The organism is Bradyrhizobium sp. F1.13.3 (assembly GCF_040548265.1).
In the GTDB taxonomy this organism is placed as follows: domain Bacteria; phylum Pseudomonadota; class Alphaproteobacteria; order Rhizobiales; family Xanthobacteraceae; genus Bradyrhizobium.
The window spans coordinates 367,819-392,979 of record NZ_JBEPRI010000002.1; the positions used below are offsets into that span (position 1 = coordinate 367,819).

Sequence of the window (25,161 nt, forward strand, 5' to 3'; positions counted from 1 at the left end):
ATGTTGGCCACGACAATTGTTGGGGCGCAAGCTCAAGGCCGGTGAGCTGCCCGTTATTTGTGCAAATGCTCGCAACAGGGCGCTGACACGAAGGCCCACCGGTGCTCGAAATATCCCACAAGCCACTGATCGCTCGATAATATCCGCAGCGCTGGTCCTGCCCGGATTCTGTACACAATGGCACATCGCTTGCTTCGATCCGGGTGAAGAGACGTAGTCGGAGTTTTGTCGCCATGAGGGCTGAAATGGGGGCTGAGCAGCCTGAAACGATCGCCGCGATCGTGGCCGCGCATCGCGCGGGCACGCTCACGCCGGCGCAGACGGTCGCGCGCACCTATCAGCGCATCCGCGACCACAACGATCCCGCCGTCTTCATCAGCCTGCGCGACGAAAGGGACGCGATCGCCGAGGCCGAGAAGCTCGCCACCAAGGAGGCCGCCACCCTGCCGCTCTATGGCGTGCCGGTCGTGGTGAAGGACAATATCGACGCCCTGGGATTTCCGACCACCGCTGCGTGCCCGGCCTTCACGTATACCCCGACACACGACTCGACCGCGGTTCAGCGGCTGCGCGCCGCCGGCGCCATCATCATCGGCAAGACCAATCTCGACCAGTTCGCGACCGGCCTTGTCGGCGTCCGCTCGCCCTACGGCATCCCCAGAAACGCGATCCGTGAGGACCTCATTCCCGGCGGCTCGAGCTCGGGATCGGCCATCGCCGTCGGCTCAGGGCTGGTGCCGCTGTCGCTCGGCACCGACACCGCCGGCAGCGGGCGCGTGCCGGCGATGCTCAACAACATCGTCGGGCTCAAGCCGAGCCTCGGCATGATCTCGACCGCTGGCCTGGTGCCGGCCTGCCGGACGCTCGACTGCATCTCGGTATTCGCTTTGACGGTCGACGACGCCGCGCTCGCACTGTCGGTGATGGCAGGTCCAGATCAGGCCGATCCGTTCTCGCGCGACCGGCCGCTCGGCGCGATCACCCCGCTCCCGGCAAACCTGCGCCTGGGCGTGCCGCGCAGCGGACAGCTGATCTTCTTCGGCGACAAGAAGGCGGAAGCGGCTTACGCCGATGCATTGGAGCGCTGGCCCGCGCTTGGCGCAACGCTCGTCGAGTTCGATCTCGAGCCGTTCTACGAGACCGCGCGGCTGCTCTACGAAGGCCCGTGGGTCGCCGAGCGCTATCTCGTGATCCGCGACCTGCTCGCCTCCGCGCCTGAGTCCATCCATCCGGTGACACGCGAGATCACCACAGCCGGCGCGCGGCTGACGGCGGCGGAGACCTTCTCCGCGCTCTATCGCCTGCAGGGCCTGCGCAAGATCGCCGAGCGTACCTTCACCCATATCGACGCACTGGTGCTGCCGACGGCGCCGACGGCCTATACGACCGCGCAGGTGCTGGCCAATCCGGTCGAGCTCAATAGCCGGCTTGGCACCTACACCAACTTTGTCAATCTGCTCGACCTCTGCGGCCTCGCGCTGCCGGCGGCGATGCGTGCCGACGGCATTCCGTTCGGCATCACACTTCTTGCACCCACCGGCCACGACGCGCTGCTCGCGAGCATCGGCCGCGTGTTCCATGCCGATACCAAACTGACGCTTGGCGCAAAGGGCGTGGCGCAACCCGCGCTGGCGCCGCTTGCCGCAAGCGGCGTCGACGACATTCCGATCGCCGTGGTTGGCGCACATCTGTCCGGCATGGCGCTGAACGGCGAGTTGAAAGCGCTGAATGGCCAGTTGATCGAGGCGACCAGGACCGCACCCGACTACAAGCTCTACGCATTGAAGACCACGCCGCCGAAGCCTGGCATGCTGCGCGTCGAAGCTGGCAAGGGCGCGTCGATCGAACTGGAGATCTGGTCGCTGTCGTCGTCCGCCTTCGGCAAGTTCGTCAACGCGATTCCCGCGCCGATGGCGATCGGCACGGTGCGGCTGGCGGATGGCCGCAGCGTGAAGGGATTTCTCGTCGAGCCGGAAGTGCTGGGCGAGGCGCGAGATATCACGGCGTATGGTGGGTGGCGGAAGTATATGGCGGAAACTGCTACGGCGTAGGTCTCGTAGGGTGGGCAAAGCGCAGCGTGCCCACCATCACCGTCAGCTTGGGTAGGTGGTGGGCACGGCGCTTTGCGCCTTTGCCCACCCTACGGCACCGTGCGCGCGGCCCTAAACCGACACCGCGTAGATTTCATACTCCCCGCGCACCAGCTCGATATGCGCGCGCATCGCGGCGGCGGCGCCCTGCTTGTCGCCGCGCATGATGGCGACGACGACGCGGTCGTGCTCGGCTTGCGATTTGGCGAGGCGGCCGAGATTGCGGAACTGGGCGCGGCGGAACGGCTGCACACGCACCCGCGTCGCCAGCGTGATCTCGGCGATGTAGCCGTTCTGCGATCCCGCATAGATCGCATTGTGGAAGCGCTCATTGACCTCGTGGAAGCGATCGGGATTGCCGGCGTAGCTCAAGACCCGCAGCTCTTCGTGAATGGCTTCCAGGCCGTGGCGCTCAGTGGCGGACATGCGCTCGGCGGCCAGACCCGCGCACAGCGCTTCCAGCTCCGCCATCGCCTCGAACATGCCCGTCAGCCGTTCGAACGAGGGCTGCGCCACCACCGCGCCGCGATGGGCGCGCGCTTCGACGAGGCCGCTTGCCACGAGCTGGCGCAGTGCTTCCCGCACCGGCGTCCGCGAAACGCTGAAGCGGCGCGCGATGTCGGTCTCGTCAAGCGGCGCGCCGGGCGGCAGAGCTCCGCGCACGATCTCGTCGGCGAGCTGCAGGCGCAGCTCCTCGGCGCGCGTGACCTTGTGCGCTGATGGCGACGCCCGGTCGACACGCGGCACCGCCGGTTCGAGCGGCAGCGTTCCGGGCGGAAGATCGTCAAGCGTCATACGGTCAGGTCTCTTTCGGCTCGTCGATGATGCTGACATGGGCCGCGACGACGCGCCAGCCCTCCGGGAATTTTACCCAGGTCTGCATCTGCCGGCCGACCTTGCCCGGCATCGTGTCGCGATAGAACAGGGTGGAGGCGACCGCCGTGTCGCGACCATAGCTGGTGATCACGGTTTTCGCGGTGCGGCGATTGAGGCCGACCGGCGAGCGCCCGGCGCGAAAGCCGGAGATCGCTTCATAGCCGTAGAGGTTCTCGCCGATGCCATAGCGCAGCGTGCGGGGATCGTTGCGGAAGAGCTCGCCGAGCACTGCGACGTCGTTGGTGATCAGGGCCTGCTCATAGCGCTCGAACGCGGCTTTGACGTCCGCGATCACCTCGGGGAGATCGATCTCCATCTCAAAATCCTTTTGGGCTGGGCGCGGCGGCGACGCCCATCTTCTCCAACGCGTACGCAACGCGCAGCGCGATGTCCTCGCGCCATGGCGCGGCGATGATCTGCACGCCGATGGGCAATGGCTCGAGCGGCACGGGGACTGCGACCACTGGCAGGCCGATGAAGGAGATCGGCTGGGTGTGGATGCCGATATTGGCGCGCACCGGCAGCTCGACGCCGCCAAGGTTGAAATTGACCTGGCCGAGCTTCGGCGCGGTGCATGGCGTCGCGGGCGCAAGCAACACGTCGACGGATTTGAAAATCTCAGCGAGCTGCGCACGATACCAGCGGCGGAATTTTTGCGCGCGGTCGACCAGCGGCGCCGGCACCATGGCGCCCGCGATCAGCCGGTCGCGCACGGCGGGATCGAAGTCGTTCGGCCGCTTGCGCAGCCGATCGAGATGCAGCGAGGCGCCCTCGGTGGTGGTGATGACATAGGCCGCGGCGCGGGCGCGCGCGGCTTCGGGCACGTCCACCACGCGCGTTGCGCCCAGCGCCTTGGCGACGCGGCTGACGGCTTCGACCGCTTCCGGAAACAGATTCTGCTGGAAGTAGCCGCCGGCAATCGCGATGCGCAGGTCCGAAACCGGATTGGCAAGCAGCGGCGTCGTCGGCTCCAGACCACGTGTGGTGGTGCAGGCGGCATCGTCGGCATCCGGTCCCTGCATGGCGTCATAGGCCAGCGCGAGATCGGTGGCGGAGCGCGCGAACGGTCCGAGATGATCGAGGCTCGCGACGAACGGAAAGGAGCGCGCCCGCGAGAGCCGGCCATAGGTGGGCTTCAGGCCGAAGATGCCGCAGAAGGACGACGGCACGCGGATCGAACCATTGGTGTCGGAGCCGAGCGCGATCGGCACCAGCGCGCCGCCGACGGCACTGCCGGATCCGCCCGAGGAGCCGCCGCTCATCCGCGTGGCGTCATGCGGATTGCGCGAGGGACCGTCATGGACGTTCTCGCCGGTGAAGTCGTAGGCGTATTCGCCCATATTGAGCGCACCGACCAGCACGGCGCCGGCCGCTTCCATGCGCTCGATCAGCGTGGCATCGCGCGTGGCGGGCGCGAGGTCGCGGTTGATCTTCGAGCCGGCGCGGGTGGCGAGGCCCGCGATGTCGAACAGATTCTTCACCGCGAAGGGCACGCCGGCCAATGGGCCGACGGTCTTGCCGGCGGCGATATCGGCATCGATCGCGCGCGCTTTGGCACGGGCGCGATCGGCGGTGACGTCGGTGAAGGAGTTGAGGATGGCGTCGTGCTGCGTGATGCGCGCAAGCGCTGCTTCGGTCGCATCGAGCGCCGACATCTTGCGGCCGGCAACCGCGCTCGCGATCTCGGAGGCCGTCATCTCTGGCTTGGTCGTCATGGCGGCGTCAGACCGTGAACACGGGCGCCGGCTCGGTCTCGTCCGGCAGCGCGAATTCGTCGACGAGGCGGCCGAGCCGCAGCGAGACCTCGAGATTGGCGCGTATGGACGACCTCCATGCTTCCTCGACGGGCAACGCCAACGCTTTCGTGACAGCGTCGATATAATCGTCCAGCGGTTCGGCCATCACGCTCCCAAACAAGTTCTCAGTGTGCGCCCAGGGTCTGCAGCGGCGGGTGCGGGATCGCCGTCAACAGCTCCTTGGTGTAATCGTCCTGCGGATCGCTCAAGACCCTCTCGGAAGATCCTTCCTCGACGATTCGACCCGACCGCATGACAATGACACGATCGCACAACAAGCGCACTACGTTCAAATCATGCGAGACGAACAGATAACTCATACCTAGCCGCGCCTTGAGGTCCTGGAGCAGATTGAGGACCACGGCCTGGACCGAAACGTCGAGCGCGGCGGTCGGCTCGTCCAGGATGACGAGTTTTGGGTGCAGGGCGATGGCGCGGGCAATGCCGACGCGGGCTTTCTGGCCGCCCGACAATTGGTGCGGGAAGCGATCCAGCAGATTGTGCGGCAGGCCCACCATGGTGGCGAGCTCCTCGCAGCGGGCGCGGAGCGCGTCGCGCCCCCTGATGTCGCCGAGTTGGATGATGGGATCGGCGATGGCACGCAAGGCGGTGAAGCGCGGATTGAGGCTGTCGGTCGGATCCTGGAACACCATCTGGATGCGGCTGCGCTGCGGCAGCCGGGCAAAGCCGGCGGGCGCGATGGCACCGATGTCCTCGCCGTCGAACTGGATCAGGCCGGAGGTCTGGTCCAGCAGCCGCATCACCATCATCGACGTGGTCGATTTGCCGCAGCCGGACTCGCCGACCAGGCCGACACTCTCGCCGTGACCGACCGAGAAGCTGATGCCGTCGACCGCGCGGAACACGTCCGGCTCGACCGGCGGCTTGCGGCCGAACAATTTGCCGAGCGTGGCTGTGGCGCCCTGGCGGGGATATTCCTTGACCAGCTTGTCGATGAGGAGAAGGGACTGCCCGCTGTTCCTGGCCTCGTCCTGCGAAGCCTGATGGATGACCGGGTCAGGCCCAGCCACGACGGCTGAGCCTTCCTCCTCCGGCAACAGATCCCGCAACGACACGCCGAGCCGCGGCGTCGCGCGCATCAGCTTCTTCGTGTAGGGGTGCTGCGGGTTGGCGAAGATGTCGGCGGCCTTGGCGGTCTCGACCACCCTGCCCTTCTCCATCACCACGACGCGGTCGCAATAGGCTGCGGCAAGGCCGAGGTCATGCGTGATCAGGATGGTGGACATCGCCTTGCGCTTGGTCAGCTCGACGATCAGATCCATCACCGCCTTCTGCGTGGTGACGTCCAATCCGGTCGTCGGCTCGTCCGCGATCAGCAGCTGCGGATTGCAGGCGAGCGCGAGCGCGATGACGACACGCTGGCACATGCCGCCGGACAATTCGAACGGATAGGCGTGATAGCGTTCGCGCGGGCGGGCGATCTTGACCTGCTCCAGCGCCTCGATCGCCTTTTCACCACGGTCTGAAACCATGGCCTGCTGGACATGGGTGCGCAGCACGTCCTCGATCTGGTCGCCGACTTTCCGGATCGGGTTGAGCGCGGCGCGCGGATTCTGGAAGATCATCGAGACTTCGCGACCGCGCAAATCGCGCATCTGGTCTTCGGTCGCGGCCTTGACGTCGATGCCCGAGAACATCACCGAGCCTTCGGCGATCCTGCCTGCACGGTCGAGAATGCGCATCACGGCATAGGAGGTCACCGACTTGCCGGATCCGGACTCGCCGACGATGGCCAACGTCTCGCCCTTGGCGACGGAGATGTTGACGTGCTGCACGGCTTTGACGATGCCGCGGCGGGTGGTGAATTCGACGGTGAGGTCCTGGACGTCGAGCAGGGGCTGGGCGGTCATGGGCACCTCCCAAACAAAAATGTCGAAAACAACCCCATGCACAGTAGAACGCGATTGAAATCATTGGAGAATTTTGAGCGAAAATTTGCGCGAAATCCAGCCATCACGTCCTCCGCTGCGGGTCGACGATGTCGCGCAGACCGTCGCCGAGGAGGTTGAAGCAGAACACGGCGATCATCAAAGCGAGGCCGGGGAATAGCGCGATCCACCATTCGCCGGAGACCATGAAGCCGGCGCCTTCGGCGACCATGATGCCCCACTCCGCCGTCGGCGGACGGACGCCGAGGCCGATGAACGAGAGACCGGCGGCATTGAGGATGGCGTAGCCCATGGTCAGCGACATCTGCACGATCATGATCGGCATGATGTTCGGCAGGATATGCACCAGAAGGATGCGAAATTCGCCGTTGCCGGACAGCCGCGCCGCCTGCACGAAGCCGGCGTTGCGGCGCACGTTCGCTTCAGCGCGCGCGACGCGGGCATAGAGCGGGAAGTTCACGATGGCGGTGGCCAGGATGATGTTCTGCACGGTGTTGCCCAGCGCTGCGACGATGCCCATCGCCAGCACGAACAGCGGAAACGCCATGATGGTATCGGCGATGCGGCCGACGATGCGGTCGGTCCAGCCGCCGAAATAGCCGGCCGCGATGCCGGCAAGCCCGCCCATCAAAAACACCAGCGCGACGGAGGCGACCGCGATGAACGTATCGAGCCGCGTCGCCACCACGACCCGGCTGAAGATGTCGCGGCCCAACTGGTCGGTGCCGAACCAGTGTGCCGCCGACGGCGGCTTCAGCGACGCCGCGGTGTCGGACGCCAGCGGGTCATACGGCACCACATAGGGGCCGAAGATCGCGGCAAGGAGAATCACGATCAGCAGCGCGAAGGCAAAGCCGGTGACCTTGTTCTCGCCGAGCACATAGCGGGTCTGGTCGAGCAGCGCGACGAACCCCGACGTCCGCGCAGGACCGACGGGCTCAACAGCAGGTGCAACGGAGCTCATTGTGTCCCCTACCCTTCCAGCCGCACGCGCGGATCGATTACGCCATAGAGAATGTCGATCACGAGATTGAGCAGCACGTACATGACAGCCATGGTCAGCACGAAACCCTGCACCGGCGCGAAGTCCGACGAGATCAGCGCTTCGACCGCATAGGAGCCAATGCCGGGCCAGGCGAACACTTTTTCGACCAGCACGTTGGCGCCGAGCAGGAACGAGAACACCATGCTCAGCGTGGTGATGACCGGGAGCATCGCGTTGCGGAAGGCGTAGGTGACGATGACGGTCGCGGGCGACAGGCCGCTGGCGCGCGCGGTGCGCACGAACTCGGACGACAGCACCGCCAGCATCGAGGCGCGCGTCATGCGCGCGATCGGCGCCAGCGAGAAGATCGCAAGCGTCGTTGCCGGCAGGATGAGCTGGCTGCATGCCGAACGGAACGCCTCGAAGTCGCGCGCGATCAGGGTGTCGATCAGATAGAAGCCCGTGACCGTCGGCGGCGCGCTGTAGAACACATCGAGCCGGCCGAGCGGCGCGGGCGACCAGCCGAGCCGGAAATAGAACACATAGACTAGCACGAGGCCGGTGAAGAACACCGGCAGCGAGACGCCGGCCGTGGTCGTGACGCGACAGAGATGATCGACCCACGATCCCGGCCGCGTCGCCGCCAGCACGCCGAGAGGGATTGCGATGACGACCGAGACGATGAGGCCGAGCAGCGTCAGCTCGGCGGAGGCCGGCAGTCGATTGCGGATCTCGGCCGCAACCGGCTGGCCCGTGGTGAGCGAGTTGCCGAAATCGCCATGGGCGAGATCGTTGGTGTAACGGAAGAACTGCTCGATCAGCGGCTTGTCGAGGCCGAGCTTCTTGCGGATCTGCTCGACGGCTTCTTTCGTTGCGGCGGGGCCGGCGAAATACGCGGCGGGATCACCCGGCAATGCGCGGGTCAGCAGGAAGGTGACGATGACGACCCCGATCAGCGAGGGAATCGCGAACATCAGGCGCTTGCCGATCATGGTCAGCATGGGGTGCTCCTTCTGCTCTGCGTTTGTGGGCAGGTTCGCGCCACCTGCTCCGCTGCGCCCCCTCTCCCCTTGTGGGAGAGGGTTGGGGTGAGGGGTAGCCCCAAGCGAGGTCGGAGTTCGTGGCTACCCCTCACCCTGCCCCTCTCCCACAAGGGGAGAGGGAATGAGAGAGCGGTGGCCACCTCACTCAGAAAGAGAGTCGACGACGCGACCATCTCGCCCGCCACGCGCCCTCACCCCTTCGCCATCGCGCGATAATCCAGGCGGCGGTGGAACCAGTATTGGTAGCCGCTGATGTTCTTCTGCATCGCGACGTTGACGAAGGGCTGGTACAGCGGGATGCGCGGGATGTCGCTGTAGGCGAGGTCGACGAAGCCCTTCACGTCGGTGTCGTAAGTCGCGGTGTCGCCGGTCGCGGCGGCCGTGCGTGCGCCGTCGATCAGCTTGTCCATCTCCGCCGACTTGTAGCTCATGGTGTTGAAGACGGAATTATTGCCGTGATAGCACCAGTAGAAGAAGTATTCGGGGTAATCGAGCCAGCCCGAGAACACGTTGGTGAAGAGCGGCATCTCCTTCTTGTTCAATTCGGTACGCCAGTTGGCGCCGGGCACCTTGTTGATGGTGGTTTTGATGCCGATCTGGGCCAGGCTCTCCTGCACCAGCACGCAGAGCGGCTCGTTGACGCCGGCGAAATTCAGGTCGAACGAGATCGTGGTCTCGAAGCCGTTGGGATAACCGGCTTCAGCGAGCAGCGCCTTCGCCTTGTCCATGTCGGTGTTGTATTTGTGCGGCTGCGGCCAGGCGACTTCGGTCGGCTTGTCCTTGGCGGCCCCGAACATGGGGTTGGCCAGCCCGAACATCACCGCGTCCATGATCTTTTGATAGGGAATCGCGTAGGCGACCGCCTGACGTACCTTGGGATTGTCGAACGGCGGCTTGGTCACGTTCATGCCGATATACTGGATGCCGTTGGAGAACGGCAGCGACACCACGTTGAGCTTGCCGCTCGCCTTCATCTCCTGGAAATCCTTGAACGGCAGCTCGTAGGAAATGTCGGCGTCGCCGCGCTCCAGCAACGCGCGGCGATTGCCGGCCTGCGGCACCATGCGCCAGATCACGCGCTTGATCTTCGGCAGCGGGCCGCCGACCCAATCGTCGTTGCGCTCCATCACGACTTCAGTGCCGGCGGTCCACTTCGTCACCTTGTAGGCGCCGGAGCCGGCGGTCTGCTGCTTGGTGTATTCAAGACCCCACGGATCTTTTTCGCTGGCGTTCTTCTTCACAAGCTCGGAGTTGACGATGCAGGGCACGATCACCGCGAGATCGGGGATCGTCAGCTTGTCCTTCTTCAGGAAGTCGATACGCACCGTGTAGTCGTCGATCACGACGAACTGCTCGGGTTTCGTGAGCGAGCCCGCGCTCATCTGGAAAGTGGGAAAGCCGCCGACGCTGACGGCGCGGTCGAGCGACCACTTCACGTCCTTGGCGGTGACGGGCGCGCCGTCGTGGAATTTGGCGTTCTTCTTCAGCTTGAAGGTGACCGACATGTCGTCGATCTTGAAGTCCTCGGCGAGTTCGCCCTTGAACTTGTCGCGGTCGTAATAGGGCACGCCGCCGGGGCCGGTCTTCATCTCGTGGCTGATCAGGCGGTCGTAGCAATTCCAGGACACCTCATAGCCGGGCACATTGGTGCCGACACCGTGGATGTCGAGATTGTTGGGGCCGCCTTCCGAGACGATCAGCAGCGTCTCCGAGCGCGCATCGGCCTGGGCCGACGAGATCACGGACGGCATGGCCGGAAGCGCCGCGCCTGCGGCCAATCCGGAAACGGACTTGAGGAAATCGCGGCGCTTCATGAAATGGCTCCAACACAAAGTTTTCTGGTTGGAACTGGATTCGCAAGGTTCGTGCCAAGGCTTAACGAGAGTTTACCTCTCGGCATAACATGCTGAAGTTACAAGTAAATTTCCAAGTGCGCGCGACGTGATCCTGGCGCAAGGCGCTTGGTATTGCATACAAAGAGGCGTATTTGCCCATAAAATGAGCTGCATGGAGCAGCGGCTTGCTTGGTGGGCGGTGAATTCCACTGCCGTCATCCTGGCGCAAGCCAGGACCCATTACCCAGGGCGAACTGCGGCGCGAAGCTGGCAACCACGAGTCTTCGCAAAACCCCTCCTTGGGGTAATGGGTCCTGGATCAGCGCTGCGCTTGTCCAGGACGACGGCGGGGATCGCCGGCGATCACCCCGGCCAGATCACGTCCTGGAGTTCGACCAGATCGTCCGCCTGCTCCTGCCAGCCCTCGATGCAGATGTGGCTGTTGAGGTCGCTGGCGCGATGCAGCAGCATCAGCGCCATCAGGCGGCGCTTGAGCGCGAAGTCGGGCTTGGCGTAGCCAAAGCCTTCGAGCAGGCTGCGCACGCGACCCGGCCGGCCCGCTGCCATGAAGGCGCTGGGGCCGAGCAGATCATAGTCGCGGCATCCCGCCAGCACGTCGCCGAAGTCGAACAGGCCGGCGAGCGACCATTGATCGTCGTTGCAGGTGAGCAGGAAGTTCTCCGGAATGTATTCGCCGATCAGGATCACCGGCGGCGCATCTATCGGAATGAGCGCGGCCGCATCACGCAGGAGGTCGTCGAGGCCGGCGAGAAATTTTGGCGCAAGGCCAAGACGCGTGTGCCGCGCCTTGCAGCCCTGCATCTGGGCGCGCATGAAGTCGTCCCAGCGCGGCTCGATCTGCGCGAGCGGGCCGAGGGGCGCGCGCTGCACGGACGCGATAGTCTCGCCGATCTGGCGCAGCACGCGCTCCTTCTGCGCTTCCGGCAATTGCGGCCAGACCTCCGAACCGAGCGTGCCGGCAAGGCGTGTGATGATGAGATAAGGCCAGCCGTCGCGCGTCCCTTCCGCGACGATTTCGGGGATCGGCAGATGAAGGCGGCCGGCAAGCTGCGTCAGCGAGCCGTGCTCGGAGACGAATTGCGCGCGAAGCAGCGGCGGGAAGATTTTCAGGATCAGCTTGTCGCCGAGCCCGACGACGAGATTGGTGCCGGTAGCAAACACGTGCGGCGCATTGACATCGAGACCGTGGCTGCGGGCGATGTCGATGGCGATCGGCAGCCATCGCGGAGGGTCGGCGCGAAAGGCGCGAAAGGCAGCAGCGTCGGTGAAAGTTGCCAGGATTTGCGATGGAATGCTGGTCATGCGCGCCCGATCAGGCAAGCGGGTTTTGGTTGATTCGATGCGAGCCAAGCAGACGGTGCACCTCTCCCGCTTGCGGGGGAGGTCGGCGCGAAGCGCCGGGTGGGGGTTCTCTCCTCTAGGGGATTGTCCCTTTGCGGAGACACCCTCTCCCCAACCCTCTCCCGCAAGCGGGAGAGGGAGCGCACTTCCTTCGCGGTTAAAGAGAGGTCCAATCTGAACGCCCTACCTATCCGGGCTGGCGCGCTCGAACTGGCGCAGGATCTTGTTGCCGCGCTCGACCGCGGCATCGAGCGCTGCTTGCGCGCTCTTGCGGCCGGCAAAGGCCTGCTCCAGCTCGTCCTCGATCGCGCCGCGGATCAGTACGAAGGAGCCGAGCCGGATGCCCTTGGAATTCTCCGTCGGCGGATGCAGCGTGATCTCCTCGAACGAGATCGCCGAGCCGGGATTGCGCTCGTAAAAACCCTGCGCGCGCGTCAGCTCGAAGGCGGCGCGGGTGACAGGCAGATAGCCGGTGTTCTGGTGCCAGGCGGCCTGCACGCCGGGTTGCGACAGGTAGGCGAAGAATCGCGCCACACCCTTGTATTCCTCGCGCGGCCGGTCGCGCAGCACCCACAGCGTGGCGCCGCCGATGATCGAGTTCTGCGGCGCGCCCTTCACGTCGGGCCAATACGGCATCATGCCGTAGCCGATCTCGAATTTCGAATTCGCCTTGATGTCGGCGCGCGTCGCCGAAGAACCGATGAAGATGCCGCATTCGCCGTTCTGGAAGCGCGGCTCGGCCGACTGGCCGCGGCCGCTATAGTCGAACACCTTCGTCTTCTGCCACTCGCTGAGCTCGGCGACATGACGCACCAGAGACGGATTGTTGATGGTCAACTCCGCATCGAGCGCGGCGAAACCGTTGGTCCGCGTCGCCAGCGGCAGGTTATGGAAGGCTGAGAAATTCTCGACATGGATCCAGGACGGCCAGGATGTGGTGAAACCGCACACCGCGCCGCGATCGCGCAGGCGTTTTGCAGCGGCGCCAAGCTCCGGCCAGGTTTTCGGCGGCGCCTCCGGATCCAGCCCCGCGTCGCGGAACATGGTCTTGTTGTAATAGAGGATCGGCGTCGATGAATTGAACGGGAAGGACAAGAGATTGCCGGCCGCATCGGTGTAGTAGCCGGAGACCGCGGGAAGATAGTCATTGAGCGAGAACGGCTCGTTCATGTCCCGCATCAGGCTGAACACGGGATAGATCGCGCCCTTGGCCGCGGTCATGGTGGCGGTGGCGACCTCGTTGACCTGGACGATCGCGGGCTGGCTGCGCGAGCGAAAGGCGAAGATCGCGGCCGTCACGGTCTCGGTGTAATTGCCCTTGTAGGTCGGCACCACGCGATAGTCCGGCTGCGAGGCGTTGAAGTCGGAGGCGAGCTTCTCGAGCTGGCGGCCGAGCTCGCCGGACATGGCGTGCCACCACGCGATGTCGGTCGCGGCACGCACCGGCGCGGCCAATGAGAGGGCCGCAAAGGCGGCGACGACCTGCAAAAGACGCGATGCTGAAATCACGATGGCTCTTTCCATGCCGCACGACGAAAGCGGCTGTCCCTGCTTAAGGCGCGGCATTTGCGGTTTCAACCGGGAATGAGCCCCGGCCGCGACGCACAATCACGCAGCAGTGCCGCGCGGGATGGCCTTCCCACGACCATCTGCTAGATTGCATTGAACCTTTTCCTCCCGCCATAGACTCCACCACTGAGGGGTTGAGTGTGCCAGTGTTGAACCGTGCCGAACGCTCGCGGACCGGGGTGGTTTTCGTCGCGCTTCTGATCGCCATCTGCGCGACGGGAGCCGCTGCGCGGGAGTTCCGCGCCGCCGACACCCAGACCGAGGATTATCCGACCGTGCAGGCGCTGCGCTACATGGGCGCCCTGATCGCCGAGCGCAGCGGCGGCCGGCACGAGGTCAAGGTGTTCCACTCCCGCCAGCTCGGCGAGGAGAAGGAGACCATCGAGCAGACCCGGGTCGGCGCGATCGATCTCAATCGGACCAATGTGGCGCTGATCGGCAACTTCGTTCCGGCGATGAACGTGCTGGCGATGCCGTTCCTGTTCCGGTCCATCGAGCACATGCAGAAGGTGCTGGACGGTCCGGTCGGCAGCGAGATTCTCGGCAGCTTCGAGCCCTACGGCTTCGTTGGCCTCGCCTTCTACGATTCCGGCGCGCGGTCGATCTACAACGGCGCCCGGCCCGTGCGGAGTGTCGCGGACCTCAAGGGATTGCGGATCCGGGTGCAGCAGTCGGAGTTGATGAGCCAGATGATCCGCTCGCTCGGCGCGGAGCCGGTCGAGATGCCCTATGGGCAGGTGCTTGCCGGGCTTGCCAACCACCTGATCGACGGCGCCGAGAACAACTGGCCATCCTACGTGACGACGGACCATTACAAGCATGCCGGCTACCTCGCCCTCACCGAGCACACGATGAGCCCCGAAGTGCTGGTGATCTCGTTGAAGGCCTGGAAAAGCCTGTCGGCCGACGACCAGACCATCTTCAGGGAAGCCGCGCAGCGCTCCAGCCGGTTCATGCGCGAGAAATGGCGCGACCTCGAGGAGCAGTCGCAGCACAAGGCGGAAGCAGCGGGCGTCACCATCGTCAGGGATATCGACCGCAAGCCGTTCGAGGACGCGATGGTCGCGATCTACGCCAAGGCCGGGCAAGATCCGGCCGCGGCCGCGCTGATCGAACGCATTCGCAAGGTGGAGTGAGGCCACTTGCCCGGGCTTGGACACAGCGAGCATGCAGACAGGTCGCCCGGCCCGATGGGGCGGCTGCGTGCGCGGCTGGTCGGCGTGCTCCGGGCCGTGCCGATTCGCTGGCGCATCCTGTCGATCGCGGCGCTGAACTCCGCCGTGGTCATCGTGCTGGTCGGGCTGATCTGGAACGGGTCGCAGGTGCTCGGCTCGGCCTGGGACGACGTGCGCCAGGTGCGCGAGTCCGACCGGATCCTGGCGCTGCTCGAAAGCGAGACCGGGCGGCTGCACAATCTGATCCACCGCTACATCAACCAGCCGAGCCCCGACCTGTTCGCCGAGATCCTGCTGCTGCGCGAGGCGGTGCTGGGGACGCTGACCAACCGCGCCGCCAAGGACCCGATGCTGTCGGGCTCGGTCGAGGAGCTGGAGCGCACCACCGACCGCTTCCTCAACGGCTTCGGCGAGCTGCGCGGCGTGCAGGCCACCATCGCCAGGACCTATGAGGATCAAGTGCAGGGACCGGCCAGGGATATGGCCGGCCTTTACTCCATCATCGAAGGCGCCACCGGCCATCGCGACGCGCTGATCTGGCCTTCGCTGGGCAAGTCGCGCGAAGCCTTCACCGCGATGCTGGTCGCGGCCAATTCCTACTATCTGTCGCTGTCACCGGGTGCGGCCGACGACGCCCGCCGCAACACCGAGACGATCGAGAAGACGATCCCCGTGATGATCGATCTCGCCGACAACGACCTCCAGCGCATGGCGCTGCGACGGCTGGCGGCCCGGACCGCCGCGCTGCGCGAGGGCTTTGCAAAGCTCTCCGAGCAGCTCATGAACCGTACCGAGCTGCTGCGCAACACCATCGACGCCAACCAGGCCGAGGCGATCGGCGCTATCGACGACCTCTCCACCAAGATGCGCCAGCGCGAGCAGAAGGCGCAGGAGACGTTCGACCGTACGCTGGCGGACATTTCCCGTCGCGTTCTTTCCATCGCCGTGATCTTCCTCGGCATCATCCTCACCGCCGGCGTGCTGATCGCGCTGTCGATCCGGCTGCCGCTGCAGCAGATCATGGCGGCAATGCGCGCGATCACGCTCGGCGACCTCGGCCGCGAGGTTCAGGGCACGCGCGCGCGCGACGAAGTCGGCGCCATGGCCCGCGCGGTGGAAGTGTTCCGCGAAAACGCGATCGCGAAACGTGAGACCGAGGACGAGCTGCGCGCGTCCAAGGAGAAGGCCGAGAGTGCACTGCTCGAGCTCAACGCCGCGCAGCAGAATCTGATCGATGCCGAGAGGCTCGCCGCCCTCGGCGGCCTCGTCGCCGGCGTCGCGCACGAGGTCAACAATCCGATCGGCATCAGCCTCACCGTTGCGTCGAGTTTTGCCCGGCGCACCGAGATCTTCGAGGCCCAGCTCAAGGGCGAAGGCGGCCTGCGCCGCTCGCAGCTGGAGGAATTCGTGCAGTCCTCGCGCGACGCCTCGCAGCAGCTGGTCGCCAATTTGCAGCGCGCCGGCGAGCTGATCCAGTCGTTCAAGCAGGTCGCGGTCGACCGCTCCCATGCCGAGCGGCGGCAGTTCTCACTGAGCGAAGCCACCGACCAGATCATCGCGAGCCTGCGCCCGGTGCTGAAGCGCTCGCCGATCACGCTAAATGTCGACATGCCCGAGGGGCTGCTGCTCGACGGCTATCCCGGCTCCTACGGCCAGATCCTGACCAATTTGTTCCTCAATGCCGCCAACCACGCCTTCGCCGACGGCCGCGCCGGCACGATCACGATCTCGGCGCGGCCCCGCGGGGCCGACGACGTCGAGATCATCTTCACCGATGACGGGGCCGGCATGACCTCCGACGTGCAGCGCCAGGCCTTTGACCCATTCTTTACCACCAGGCGCAATGAAGGTGGCACGGGACTCGGCCTCCATATCGTCTATAACCTCGTCACCCAGCAGCTCGGCGGTCGCATGATGCTGGAATCCAAGCTGGGACAAGGCACTACATTTCGCATTATCATGCCCCGGGTCGCCAGGGGCGGCGGGCAAAGCACAGAGACTGACGGGACTTCTCAATGGCCGAACAGGACGATGTCCTCCACCTGATCGACGATACCGGTACCGCATCGGAGGATGTTGACGCCCGGAAATGGAAAATCGCCGTCATCGACGACGATCCGGCCGTGCATGACGGCACCCGCTTTGCGCTCTCGGACTATTCCCTCAACGGCCAGGGCCTGGAGATCCTCTCCGCCCATTCGGCGGCCGAAGGTCGCAAGCTGATGGCCGCGCACAACGACATCGCCGCCGTGCTGCTCGACGTCATCATGGAGACTGATGTCGCCGGCCTCGAGCTGGTCGAGTTCATCCGCAACGAACTCAAGAACGAGACCGTGCGCATCATCCTGCGCACCGGACAGCCCGGCCAGGCGCCCGAGCGGCGCGTGATCGTGCAGTACGACATCAACGACTACAAGGCCAAGACCGAGCTCACCGCCGACAAGCTGTTCACCTCGCTGACCGCGGCGCTGCGCTCCTACCAGCAACTCGAGCGCATGCTGCAAACCCGGCGCGGGCTCGAGATCATCATCGACGCGGCTTCCACGCTGTACGACTTCAAGTCGATGCAGCGGCTCGCCGAGGGCGTGCTGACCCAGCTCGCCTCGCTGCTCAACGTCGATTGCGCCGGCATACTGGTCTTGCGCGACAATGGCGGCCTCGACCCCGAGCTCTCGGTGCTCGCCGGCAGCGGCTGCTACAGCCGCTTCATCGGCACGACCTCATCGAAGGCGCTCGACCCCGATCTGCGCGCGATGGTGGAAGCCGCTTTCCAGGGCCGCAAGAACGAATTCGCCGACCACCGCAGCGTGATCTATTTGCGCACCGGAAGCGGCCGGGAGGTCGTGGTGCTGCTCCAGGCCGAGCGCGAGCTGTCCGAGACCGACCGCTCGCTGGTCGAGATCTTTTCCAGTCGGCTCTCGATCGCCTTCGACAACGTCATCCTCTACCAGCAGCTCCAGGCCGCCAACACCCAGCTGGAAGACCGCGTTGCCCAGCGCACCCGCGCGCTGATGCAGGCCAACCGCCGGCTCTCGGCGCAATGGCTGCGGCTGCAGCGCGCCAACGGCTTCAAGAACGAGATCCTCGGCACCGTTGCCCACGATCTGAAGAATCCGCTCGGCGTCATCCTCGGCCGCACCGAGATGCTGAAGGAGCTGATCTCGACCGGCGCGTCGTCAAGCGGCGTGGTCGCCCAGGTCGATCACATCCGCGATGCGACGAAGCGCCTGACCACGATGGTCGATCATCTGATCTCGGACGCGATGGCCGATGCCTTCGACATCACCATCCGCCGCGAGCCGGTCGACGTCGCGGCCCTGGTCAAGGAGGTCGCGGAAGCCAACCAGCCGCTCGCCGTCAACAAGCAGCAGGCAATCAGCGTCACCGCGCCCGTCAACATCGTCACCATGTGCGACACCGACCGCATCCGCGAGGCGATCGACAATCTGATCAGCAACGCCATCAAATACTCACCGATCGGCGGCAATATCGGCGTCATCGTGAACCATGAGGGCGGCGACACCATCGTCCGCGTCAGCGACGAGGGCGCCGGCCTGTCGCCGGAGGATCTCGGCCGCCTGTTCGGCCGGTTCCAGCGGCTGTCGGCAAAACCGACCGCCGGCGAGAGCTCGACCGGCCTTGGGTTGTCCATCGTCAAGCGTATTATCGACATGCACGGCGGCGAGGTGACCGCCGAGAGCGAGGGCCCCGGCAAGGGCTCGACCTTCACCATCACCCTCCCCGCGACCGAAATTCCGTGATCTCAGGACCATGACCCAAAGCCAGCACATCATGATCGTCGACGACGAGGCCCCGGCCCGGGAGATGGTCGGCGATTACCTCAAGATGCACGGCTTCACCGTGACGCTGTGCGACGGCGGCAAGTCGTTGCGCACGGCGATCGACGGCAGCATGCCCGACCTTGTCGTGCTCGACCTCAACATGCCCGAGGAAGACGGGCTCTCGATCATCCGCGACCTCAAGAGCCGCATCAACGTGCCGGTGATCATGCTGACGGCGACGGCGAGCCCGATCGACCGCGTCGTCGGCCTCGAGCTCGGCGCTGACGATTACGTGGCCAAGCCGTGCGAGCTGCGTGAGCTGATGGCGCGCATCCGTTCGGTGCTGCGCCGGAGCGTGCCGGCGAAAGCCGTGGCGGCGGAAACGGCGGCTGCGAAATCGGACAAGGAGCAACTGGTACGGTTCGGGACGAAGTGGCTCGATCTCGAAGCGCAGGCCTTGCGCGACGATGAGGGCAACGAGCACCCGCTGACCGCATCCGAGTTCGGGCTCTTGAAAGTGTTCGCGGCCAATCCGAAGCGCGTGCTCTCGCGCGAGCGCCTGCTGGAACTGGCCAACGCGCGCGACGCCGAAGCCTTCGACCGCGCGGTCGATCTGCGCATCATGCGGATCCGCCGCAAGATCGAGCCCGATCCGACAAAACCCGCCGTGATCCGCACCATCCGCGGCGGCGGCTATTTGTTCTCGCCGGCGGGCGAGAAGGCGTAGGACCATCGTCGTCCTGGCGAAAGCCAGGACCCATTACCCCAGGCAGATCTTGCTGCGCGAGCTGGCAACCACGCGTCTTCGCAAAACGTCTCCCTGGGGTAATGGGTCCTGGATCGGCGCTCGCCTTGCTCGCTTGTCCAGGACGACACGGTGAGTGCGAACGCAACCCCTCGGAATACGTTCCCGACACCTCAGTCCGCCTCCAATTCCCCAGCCCCGTATTTTCCGTACATTGAAATTCCACGCTTTTTTGCCCCAAATGTTTCGTCGCGGCTAATCCGATGAAACAATTTGATGGCGCACGAAACCATTTTCCCCTTTTCGTGCAGACGTCCCGAAACGTTGGCTCATTAACACTTTGGTCCAAGGAAACGCCGCTCGGTTGCGGCGCTACGGGGAGCCAAGTCAATGCCGAACGTCATCGCCATCAACGCCCAAGCCAGCCAGAGCATCATTGCCGCTCAGGCGACCTCGGACGACATGCTTCTCGAAAGCATTGCCGACGGCAACCGGACGTCCATGCACATCCTTTATTGCCGGCACAATGTGCGCGTCTACCGCTTCATCCTGCGGATCGTGCGCGACGCCACCACCGCGGAAGACCTCGTCAGCCAGGTGTTTCTGGACGTGTGGCGGACCGCCGGCCAGTTCCAGGGCCGCTCGCAGGTTTCGACCTGGCTGCTCTCGATCGCCCGCTTCAAGGCGCTGACCGCGATGCGCCAGCGCCGCTTCGAGGACATCGACCAGGAAGACGTGCGCCAGATCGCCGACGGCTGCGACACGCCGGAGACCTCGCTCGACCGCAGCGACACCAGCGCCATCCTGCGCGCCTGCGTTCAGAAGCTGTCACCTGCGCATCGCGAAATCATCAACCTGGTCTACTACCATGAGAAGTCGGTGGAGGAGGTCGGTCAGATCATCGGCATCCCGCAGAGCACGGTGAAGACCCGGATGTTCTACGCCCGCAAGCAACTGGCCGAATTGCTTAAGGGCTGTGGCGTCGAGCGCTTCGCTGCCTGAAGTTCAGCTATTTCAATGGGATAGGACTTTTGTTTTGGCCCTATCCCGGACACGGAAGTGTTACCGCCGACGAAACAATTGAAACAAAGCACAACATCAGGCGGAAAAACTTCCCTCCTATAAAGCTCACATACGGTTTCGTTAAACCTCCCAAGACCTCCAGCGACCCGGACGGGATGCCCCCCCTCCGGGTCGTTTTGTGTCTGGGGTAACGCACGCGGCGCCAGCGGTGCTGGGCACGGCGCTTCCTTGTCGTCATGGCCGGGCTTGTGCCGGCCATCCACGACTTCCCCGCGGTACAAAGACGAGGATGCCCGGGACAAGCCCGGGCATGACGCCCCCCTGCGAATTCGTGTCCCCGTCACGAACGTGTGACGGCGCGTAACGTCCGACACATCCATCCCGAACAGCCCTCGTGACCCCCTTCACGAGTGCCCCATGCTCGAACTTCTCTTCGCTGTCCTCGCCGGAATCCTCACCATCGCCGCGCCCTGCACGCTGCCGATGCTGCCGATCCTGCTCGGCGCCTCGATCGGCCGCAGCTCGCATCTGCGCCCCGCGATGATCGCGCTCGGCTTCGTCATCTCGTTCTCCGCGACTGCGCTGTTGCTCGGCGCCATCACGCGGCTGTTTGATTTCGATCCGAACGTGCTGCGCGAGGCGGCATCGATCCTGCTGCTCGGCTTCGGTCTGTTGATGCTGTGGCCAGCGCCATTCGAATGGCTGTCGATCCGGCTCAATGGCTGGCTCGATCTCGGCAACTCCGGCGCTACGCAGCGCGAGGGCGCGCTCGGCGGGCTCGTGCTCGGCACCACGCTTGGCTTGGTCTGGACGCCCTGCGCCGGCCCGGTGCTCGGCTCGATCCTGACGCTGGTCGCGACCACTGAGAACGCGACCTGGGCCGGCACGCTGCTGGTCGCCTACGCGATCGGCGCGGCTATCCCCATGCTGGCGATCGCATATGGCGGGCAGGCCGCGACCACGCGGGTGCGGAGTCTCGCGCGCATTTCGCCAAGACTGCAGCAGGGCTTTGGCGTCGTCGTGATCGGCTTCGCCGTCGCCGCCTATTTCCAATACGACACGCTGATCGTGGCGTGGCTCACCGGCTTCTATCCCACCGGCCAGATCGGCCTGTGATCATCGCGCATCTCAACCGGAGGACTCGTCCATGACTTTCAAACTGCTCGCCGTCTCCGCCGCTCTGATCGGCATCGCCGTAACAGGCGCGGTCATCCCCGGCATTTGCGACGAGGCCGCGCGCGCCGTCCCTGTCGTCACCGCTGCCGCCAGCCAGCAGACCGCGCCCGACTTCGCCGGCATCAACAACTGGTTCAACTCGAAGCCGCTCAATATCGCCGATCTCCGCGGCAAGGTCGTGCTGGTGGACTTCTGGACCTATGGCTGCGTCAACTGCGTCAACACGCTGCCGCACGTCACCGAGCTCTACGCCAAGTACAAGGACAAGGGGCTCGTCGTGGTCGGCGTGCACACGCCGGAATTCCCGTTCGAGCGCTCGGCGTCCAATGTCCAGGCCGCACTGAAACGCCACGGCATCACCTATCCGGTGGCACAGGACAATGATTCCAAGACCTGGAATGCCTACCGCAACCGGTATTGGCCGGCGCAGTACATCATCGACCAGAACGGCAAGATCGTGTTCCAGCACGAGGGCGAAGGCCGCTATGACGAGATCGACCGCACCGTCGGCCGGCTGCTGAACGCCAACAGCTAACACGCCGCGCTGGTCTCGCCGTTGTTGCTTGACTCCACGGACCCGTCCGTGGAGTTTCGCGGGCCACGCAATCAGCCGCCCGCGATGGACGACGCCACCAGCAGCACTGATATTCGCCTTCGTGAAGGCGCCTCGATCGCGCAGCGGCTGGTCATGTCCGGCTTTGCGGCCGCCGTTGCGCTGTGCTTCACGCCGGGTCTGTTCACGCACGACCCCCTGGAGGTGATCATCTCCGTGGTCGCGCTGCTGGTGGGAGCGGCGTTCGTCGGCGTCATCATGATGGCGCCGGCGGTGGTGTGGATCATCACGCCGGACGAGATCCTGATCGGGGAGCAGCGCCCGTTCGGAAAGCTGCGGACGCGGATCGTCGCCAAGGACGACATCAGGGGATTGCAGGTTCCCGGCAGCAAGAGGGCGAAAGCCCGCTTCCAGCTGGCCTTCACACTGGCCTCGGGAGAACGTCTGACGTCGCCGCCTATCACCGACGTCACGCATGTGCACGACACGGTGGCGCGGATCGCCGCGCAATTCGACGTTCCCGACGTCGAGTCTCCGGTCAATCCGCTCGATGCCAGCAATCCCGAGATGCGTCTCGGCGACCCTCTCGAGCCGTTTTCCACGAGGGACATCAGGATCGTCGCACTGATCGTCGTCGCATTGTGCGCCGTTCCCTACGCCTACAGGCTCTGGCGCGGCCTGTCGCCCGGGCCGGTCGACATCATGCTGCTGCCGGTCGGCGGGATCGCCGCTTTCGGCGTTTACCGGTATGCCAACCTTGTGACCGGCGCTTTCTGGATCATCCGCCAAGGCGATATCCGGGTCGAACGCCTGTGGGGCGACGGCACGCTGCGTGCCGACCACATCGAAGGGCGCGACGTGAAAACAATCACGGTCGAGCGCCGCGGCCGGTCCGAGGACGAGCACTGCATCGTCGTGATCCGATTGCTCTCAGGACGCCGGTTTCGCAGCCCCCGCATCGGCTCTCGGCCTGAGGCCCGGGCCGTAGGCGCCGAAATCGTCCGGCGGCTCGGGATCGCGCCGGAGAACAACCAGATCTGATATCGCGCTGCCTCCACATCGTCGTGGCCGGGCTTGTCCCGGCCATCCACGTCTTTGCCCACAGCACCAAGGATGCCCGGGACAAGCCGGGCATGACTGCGTTTGTGAATGCAAATGGCCGCCCCACCCCATGCGAGGCCCTGGCTACTGCTTTTCGCGCCATCCCCTGTTTGTGGCATTGCCGGCGGTCCGTCAAAAAACCAAAGCATTCTCGTGACATACCAGCCGGGCGCGCCATCAACTTGCCATGAAGCTGCCGCTGGGTTCAGATGGTTCCGAACGATATTCGCTGTGGCAGTGGGGAGAGCTTGAAATGACGGATTTTCGTCGCCTTACCGGGATATTTGTGGCTGCGATCGGCCTGATCCTGTCCGCGCCCCATGCCTACGCCCAGCAGCCCGACCGCGGCGACGAGCCGGGTCTGGTCGCCGACGACGCCTTCGAGCTCGATCCGGAATGGCAGAAGCAGGTCGTCTACTTCCGCACCACCGAAGCGCCCGGCACCCTCATCATCTCGACCGCCGAACGGCATCTCTATCTGGTGCAGCCCGGTGGTCGTGCGATCCGCTACGGCATCGGCGTTGGCCGCGATGGTTTTCAGTGGCAGGGGCTGGTGAACATCACCAACAAGAAGGAATGGCCGGACTGGACGCCGCCGCCGGAAATGATCCAGCGCCAGCCCTACCTGCCGCGCTTCATGGCCGGCGGCCCCGGGAATCCGCTCGGCGCCCGCGCCATGTATCTGGGCACCACGGTGTACCGCATCCACGGCACCAATCGGCCCGACACGATCGGCACCAAGGTCTCCTCGGGCTGCTTCCGGCTGGTCAACCGTGACGTCGCCGATCTTTACGATCGCGTCCCGGTCGGCACCAAGGTGGTCATCCGGCAGAAGCCCGAGCTCTGATCTTTTCGCCCTGGCGAATATTCCTTTTCCCGATTATTTCGAGAGAGCAACATGATGCGCACTTTTCGTGGCGGCCTGCTGATCGGGCTCGCAGTCGCCGTGCTGGTCGCCGTCCTGGCCATCATTTATGAATTCTACGACACCCGCACCCTGAAGCGCACCGTCCGCCGCGGCGAGGTGCTGTGCGGCGTCAACAAGGGCCTGCCGGGCTTCTCGATCCCCGACGACAAGGGCAACTGGACCGGCTTCGACGTCGATTTCTGCCGTGCGGTGGCCTCCGCGATCTTCAACGACCCGAGCAAGGCGAAGTTCGTCGCGCTCGACGCCAACGAGCGCTTCAAGGAATTGCAGAGCCGGAAAGTGGACATCCTCTCGCGCAACTCGACCTGGAGCATGGCGCGCGAGCTCGACTACGATCTCTATTTTCCCGCGGTCGCCTATTACGACGGCGCAGGCTTCATGCTGCCGCGCGCGCGCAACAAGGAAACCGCGCTGGATCTGACCGGGAGCAAGGTCTGCGTCCAGACCGGGACCACCACGGCGCTCAACGTCGCGGATTACTTCCGTGCCAACAACATGAAGTATGAAGAGGTGAAGTTCGACAAGCTGGACGACGTGGTGAAAGCCTACGATACCGGCAAATGCGACACGCTCTCCGCCGACGTCTCCCAGCTCTACGCGCTGCGGATCAACCTGTCGAAGCCCGGCGACCACATGATCCTGCCGGACATGATCTCCAAGGAGCCGCTCGCGCCCGTCGTGCGCCAGCGCGACGACGACTGGATGATGATCGTGAAGTGGACGCTATACGCGATGATCAACGCTGAGGAGCTCGGCGTCTCCTCGGAGAACATCGACGAGGCCCTGAAGTCGAAGAAGCCGGAAGTGATGCGGCTGGTCGGCACCGAGGGCAATTACGGCGAGCAGCTCGGCCTCACCAAGGATTGGGTGGTCCGCATCATCCGCCACGTCGGCAATTACGGCGAGATGTACGAGCGCAACATCGGCGAGAAGTCGAAGCTGAAGATCCCGCGCGGGATGAACCAGCTGTGGAATGCGGGCGGCGTGCAGTATGCGCCGCCGGTGAGATAAGACGGTCTAACCGCCGTCTTTGCGAGCGTAGCGAAGCAATCCAGAATCCCTCCGCGGTGACAGCCTGGATTGCTTCGTCGCAAGTGCTCCTCGCAATGACGAGCTTGGGGCAGGCGCGCTATCCACAATCTCAACTGTCATCGCCCGGCTTGACCGGGCGATCCAGTATTCCAGAGACGGTTGCGATCAATCGAGAAGCCG

21 protein-coding genes are annotated in these 25,161 nt (G+C 64.8%); 11 read left to right on the plus strand and 10 right to left on the minus strand.

The window, feature by feature from the left end:
• Positions 1-245: 245 nt before the first annotated feature.
• Positions 246-2,051, plus strand: a complete 1,806-nt coding sequence (atzF, locus tag ABIB66_RS06615; protein WP_502918319.1) for an allophanate hydrolase — start codon at positions 246-248, stop codon at positions 2,049-2,051.
• Positions 2,052-2,162: 111 nt separating this feature from the next.
• On the opposite strand, the gene ABIB66_RS06620 is transcribed toward atzF, so the two are convergent.
• The 10 genes from ABIB66_RS06620 to ugpB all read right to left on the minus strand — a co-directional run bounded on the left by ABIB66_RS06620 (position 2,163) and on the right by ugpB (position 13,421).
• Positions 2,163-2,885 (minus strand): GntR family transcriptional regulator, encoded by a 723-nt coding sequence (locus ABIB66_RS06620; protein WP_354206070.1) that lies wholly within the window; start codon positions 2,883-2,885, stop codon positions 2,163-2,165.
• Between the two features lie 4 nt (positions 2,886-2,889).
• A complete protein-coding gene (gene hpxZ / locus ABIB66_RS06625; RefSeq protein ID WP_354206068.1) occupies positions 2,890-3,282 on the minus strand; it encodes an oxalurate catabolism protein HpxZ in 393 nt (130 codons plus the stop codon).
• A gap of 1 nt (position 3,283) precedes the next feature.
• Complete coding sequence (locus ABIB66_RS06630; protein WP_354206066.1) at positions 3,284-4,681, minus strand: AtzE family amidohydrolase; 1,398 nt, start codon at positions 4,679-4,681, stop codon at positions 3,284-3,286.
• A 7-nt stretch (positions 4,682-4,688) separates the two neighbouring features.
• Positions 4,689-4,868, minus strand: a complete 180-nt coding sequence (locus ABIB66_RS06635; RefSeq protein WP_007615797.1) for a DUF4089 domain-containing protein — start codon at positions 4,866-4,868, stop codon at positions 4,689-4,691.
• Between the two features lie 19 nt (positions 4,869-4,887).
• On the minus strand, positions 4,888-6,633 hold the full coding sequence (locus ABIB66_RS06640; RefSeq protein WP_354254609.1) for a dipeptide ABC transporter ATP-binding protein: 1,746 nt from the start codon (positions 6,631-6,633) through the stop codon (positions 4,888-4,890).
• Positions 6,634-6,736: 103 nt separating this feature from the next.
• Positions 6,737-7,636 (minus strand): ABC transporter permease, encoded by a 900-nt coding sequence (locus tag ABIB66_RS06645; protein WP_247357577.1) that lies wholly within the window; start codon positions 7,634-7,636, stop codon positions 6,737-6,739.
• Between the two features lie 8 nt (positions 7,637-7,644).
• A complete protein-coding gene (locus tag ABIB66_RS06650) occupies positions 7,645-8,658 on the minus strand; it encodes an ABC transporter permease (RefSeq protein ID WP_018456013.1) in 1,014 nt (337 codons plus the stop codon).
• Between the two features lie 233 nt (positions 8,659-8,891).
• Positions 8,892-10,514: an ABC transporter substrate-binding protein gene (locus ABIB66_RS06655; RefSeq protein WP_275168495.1), complete on the minus strand. Its 1,623-nt coding sequence runs from the start codon at positions 10,512-10,514 to the stop codon at positions 8,892-8,894.
• Between the two features lie 384 nt (positions 10,515-10,898).
• Positions 10,899-11,858, minus strand: a complete 960-nt coding sequence (locus ABIB66_RS06660; RefSeq protein WP_354206060.1) for an aminoglycoside phosphotransferase family protein — start codon at positions 11,856-11,858, stop codon at positions 10,899-10,901.
• Positions 11,859-12,080: 222 nt separating this feature from the next.
• Entirely contained in the window at positions 12,081-13,421 is a 1,341-nt protein-coding gene (gene ugpB / locus ABIB66_RS06665; protein ID WP_354206058.1) for a sn-glycerol-3-phosphate ABC transporter substrate-binding protein UgpB, read from the minus strand.
• A 185-nt stretch (positions 13,422-13,606) separates the two neighbouring features.
• On the opposite strand from ugpB, the gene ABIB66_RS06670 reads away from it, so the two are divergent.
• The 10 genes from ABIB66_RS06670 to ABIB66_RS06715 all read left to right on the plus strand — a co-directional run bounded on the left by ABIB66_RS06670 (position 13,607) and on the right by ABIB66_RS06715 (position 24,960).
• Positions 13,607-14,602 (plus strand): TRAP transporter substrate-binding protein, encoded by a 996-nt coding sequence (locus ABIB66_RS06670; protein WP_275168497.1) that lies wholly within the window; start codon positions 13,607-13,609, stop codon positions 14,600-14,602.
• 54 nt (positions 14,603-14,656) lie between these two features.
• Positions 14,657-16,687: a sensor histidine kinase gene (locus ABIB66_RS06675; RefSeq protein WP_354206431.1), complete on the plus strand. Its 2,031-nt coding sequence runs from the start codon at positions 14,657-14,659 to the stop codon at positions 16,685-16,687.
• Entirely contained in the window at positions 16,657-18,402 is a 1,746-nt protein-coding gene (locus tag ABIB66_RS06680) for an ATP-binding response regulator (RefSeq protein ID WP_354254611.1), read from the plus strand. The genes ABIB66_RS06675 and ABIB66_RS06680 overlap by 31 nt, the downstream gene beginning before the upstream one ends.
• 10 nt (positions 18,403-18,412) lie before the next feature.
• Positions 18,413-19,150: a response regulator gene (locus tag ABIB66_RS06685; RefSeq protein ID WP_354063876.1), complete on the plus strand. Its 738-nt coding sequence runs from the start codon at positions 18,413-18,415 to the stop codon at positions 19,148-19,150.
• A gap of 408 nt (positions 19,151-19,558) precedes the next feature.
• Positions 19,559-20,170, plus strand: a complete 612-nt coding sequence (locus tag ABIB66_RS06690; protein ID WP_275168500.1) for a sigma-70 family RNA polymerase sigma factor — start codon at positions 19,559-19,561, stop codon at positions 20,168-20,170.
• Between the two features lie 438 nt (positions 20,171-20,608).
• Positions 20,609-21,307, plus strand: a complete 699-nt coding sequence (locus tag ABIB66_RS06695) for a cytochrome c biogenesis CcdA family protein (RefSeq protein WP_354206051.1) — start codon at positions 20,609-20,611, stop codon at positions 21,305-21,307.
• 31 nt (positions 21,308-21,338) lie between these two features.
• Entirely contained in the window at positions 21,339-21,902 is a 564-nt protein-coding gene (locus ABIB66_RS06700) for a thioredoxin family protein (protein ID WP_354206049.1), read from the plus strand.
• Positions 21,903-21,986: 84 nt separating this feature from the next.
• Positions 21,987-22,961 (plus strand): hypothetical protein, encoded by a 975-nt coding sequence (locus tag ABIB66_RS06705; protein ID WP_354206047.1) that lies wholly within the window; start codon positions 21,987-21,989, stop codon positions 22,959-22,961.
• A 313-nt stretch (positions 22,962-23,274) separates the two neighbouring features.
• A complete protein-coding gene (locus tag ABIB66_RS06710; protein WP_354206045.1) occupies positions 23,275-23,868 on the plus strand; it encodes a L,D-transpeptidase in 594 nt (197 codons plus the stop codon).
• Positions 23,869-23,922: 54 nt separating this feature from the next.
• Positions 23,923-24,960, plus strand: a complete 1,038-nt coding sequence (locus ABIB66_RS06715) for an amino acid ABC transporter substrate-binding protein (RefSeq protein ID WP_027565946.1) — start codon at positions 23,923-23,925, stop codon at positions 24,958-24,960.
• Positions 24,961-25,161: the final 201 nt, after the last annotated feature.

Excerpts from the sequence above, each read along its gene's own strand:
- ugpB (WP_354206058.1), bottom strand. The coding sequence starts at position 13,421 with ATGGAAAGAGCCATCGTGATTTCAGCATCGCGTCTTTTGCAGGTCGTC.
- ABIB66_RS06650 (WP_018456013.1), bottom strand. The coding sequence starts at position 8,658 with ATGCTGACCATGATCGGCAAGCGCCTGATGTTCGCGATTCCCTCGCTG.
- ABIB66_RS06695 (WP_354206051.1), top strand. The coding sequence starts at position 20,609 with ATGCTCGAACTTCTCTTCGCTGTCCTCGCCGGAATCCTCACCATCGCC.
- ABIB66_RS06630 (WP_354206066.1), bottom strand. The coding sequence starts at position 4,681 with ATGACGACCAAGCCAGAGATGACGGCCTCCGAGATCGCGAGCGCGGTT.
- ABIB66_RS06640 (WP_354254609.1), bottom strand. The coding sequence starts at position 6,633 with ATGACCGCCCAGCCCCTGCTCGACGTCCAGGACCTCACCGTCGAATTC.
- ABIB66_RS06675 (WP_354206431.1), top strand. The coding sequence starts at position 14,657 with ATGGGGCGGCTGCGTGCGCGGCTGGTCGGCGTGCTCCGGGCCGTGCCG.
- ABIB66_RS06685 (WP_354063876.1), top strand. The coding sequence starts at position 18,413 with ATGACCCAAAGCCAGCACATCATGATCGTCGACGACGAGGCCCCGGCC.
- atzF (WP_502918319.1), top strand. The coding sequence starts at position 246 with ATGGGGGCTGAGCAGCCTGAAACGATCGCCGCGATCGTGGCCGCGCAT.
- ABIB66_RS06715 (WP_027565946.1), top strand. The coding sequence starts at position 23,923 with ATGCGCACTTTTCGTGGCGGCCTGCTGATCGGGCTCGCAGTCGCCGTG.
- ABIB66_RS06710 (WP_354206045.1), top strand. The coding sequence starts at position 23,275 with ATGACGGATTTTCGTCGCCTTACCGGGATATTTGTGGCTGCGATCGGC.
- ABIB66_RS06620 (WP_354206070.1), bottom strand. The coding sequence starts at position 2,885 with ATGACGCTTGACGATCTTCCGCCCGGAACGCTGCCGCTCGAACCGGCG.
- ABIB66_RS06700 (WP_354206049.1), top strand. The coding sequence starts at position 21,339 with ATGACTTTCAAACTGCTCGCCGTCTCCGCCGCTCTGATCGGCATCGCC.
- ABIB66_RS06655 (WP_275168495.1), bottom strand. The coding sequence starts at position 10,514 with ATGAAGCGCCGCGATTTCCTCAAGTCCGTTTCCGGATTGGCCGCAGGC.
- hpxZ (WP_354206068.1), bottom strand. The coding sequence starts at position 3,282 with ATGGAGATCGATCTCCCCGAGGTGATCGCGGACGTCAAAGCCGCGTTC.
- ABIB66_RS06635 (WP_007615797.1), bottom strand. The coding sequence starts at position 4,868 with ATGGCCGAACCGCTGGACGATTATATCGACGCTGTCACGAAAGCGTTG.
- ABIB66_RS06690 (WP_275168500.1), top strand. The coding sequence starts at position 19,559 with ATGCCGAACGTCATCGCCATCAACGCCCAAGCCAGCCAGAGCATCATT.
- ABIB66_RS06660 (WP_354206060.1), bottom strand. The coding sequence starts at position 11,858 with ATGACCAGCATTCCATCGCAAATCCTGGCAACTTTCACCGACGCTGCT.
- ABIB66_RS06705 (WP_354206047.1), top strand. The coding sequence starts at position 21,987 with ATGGACGACGCCACCAGCAGCACTGATATTCGCCTTCGTGAAGGCGCC.
- ABIB66_RS06680 (WP_354254611.1), top strand. The coding sequence starts at position 16,657 with ATGGCCGAACAGGACGATGTCCTCCACCTGATCGACGATACCGGTACC.
- ABIB66_RS06645 (WP_247357577.1), bottom strand. The coding sequence starts at position 7,636 with ATGAGCTCCGTTGCACCTGCTGTTGAGCCCGTCGGTCCTGCGCGGACG.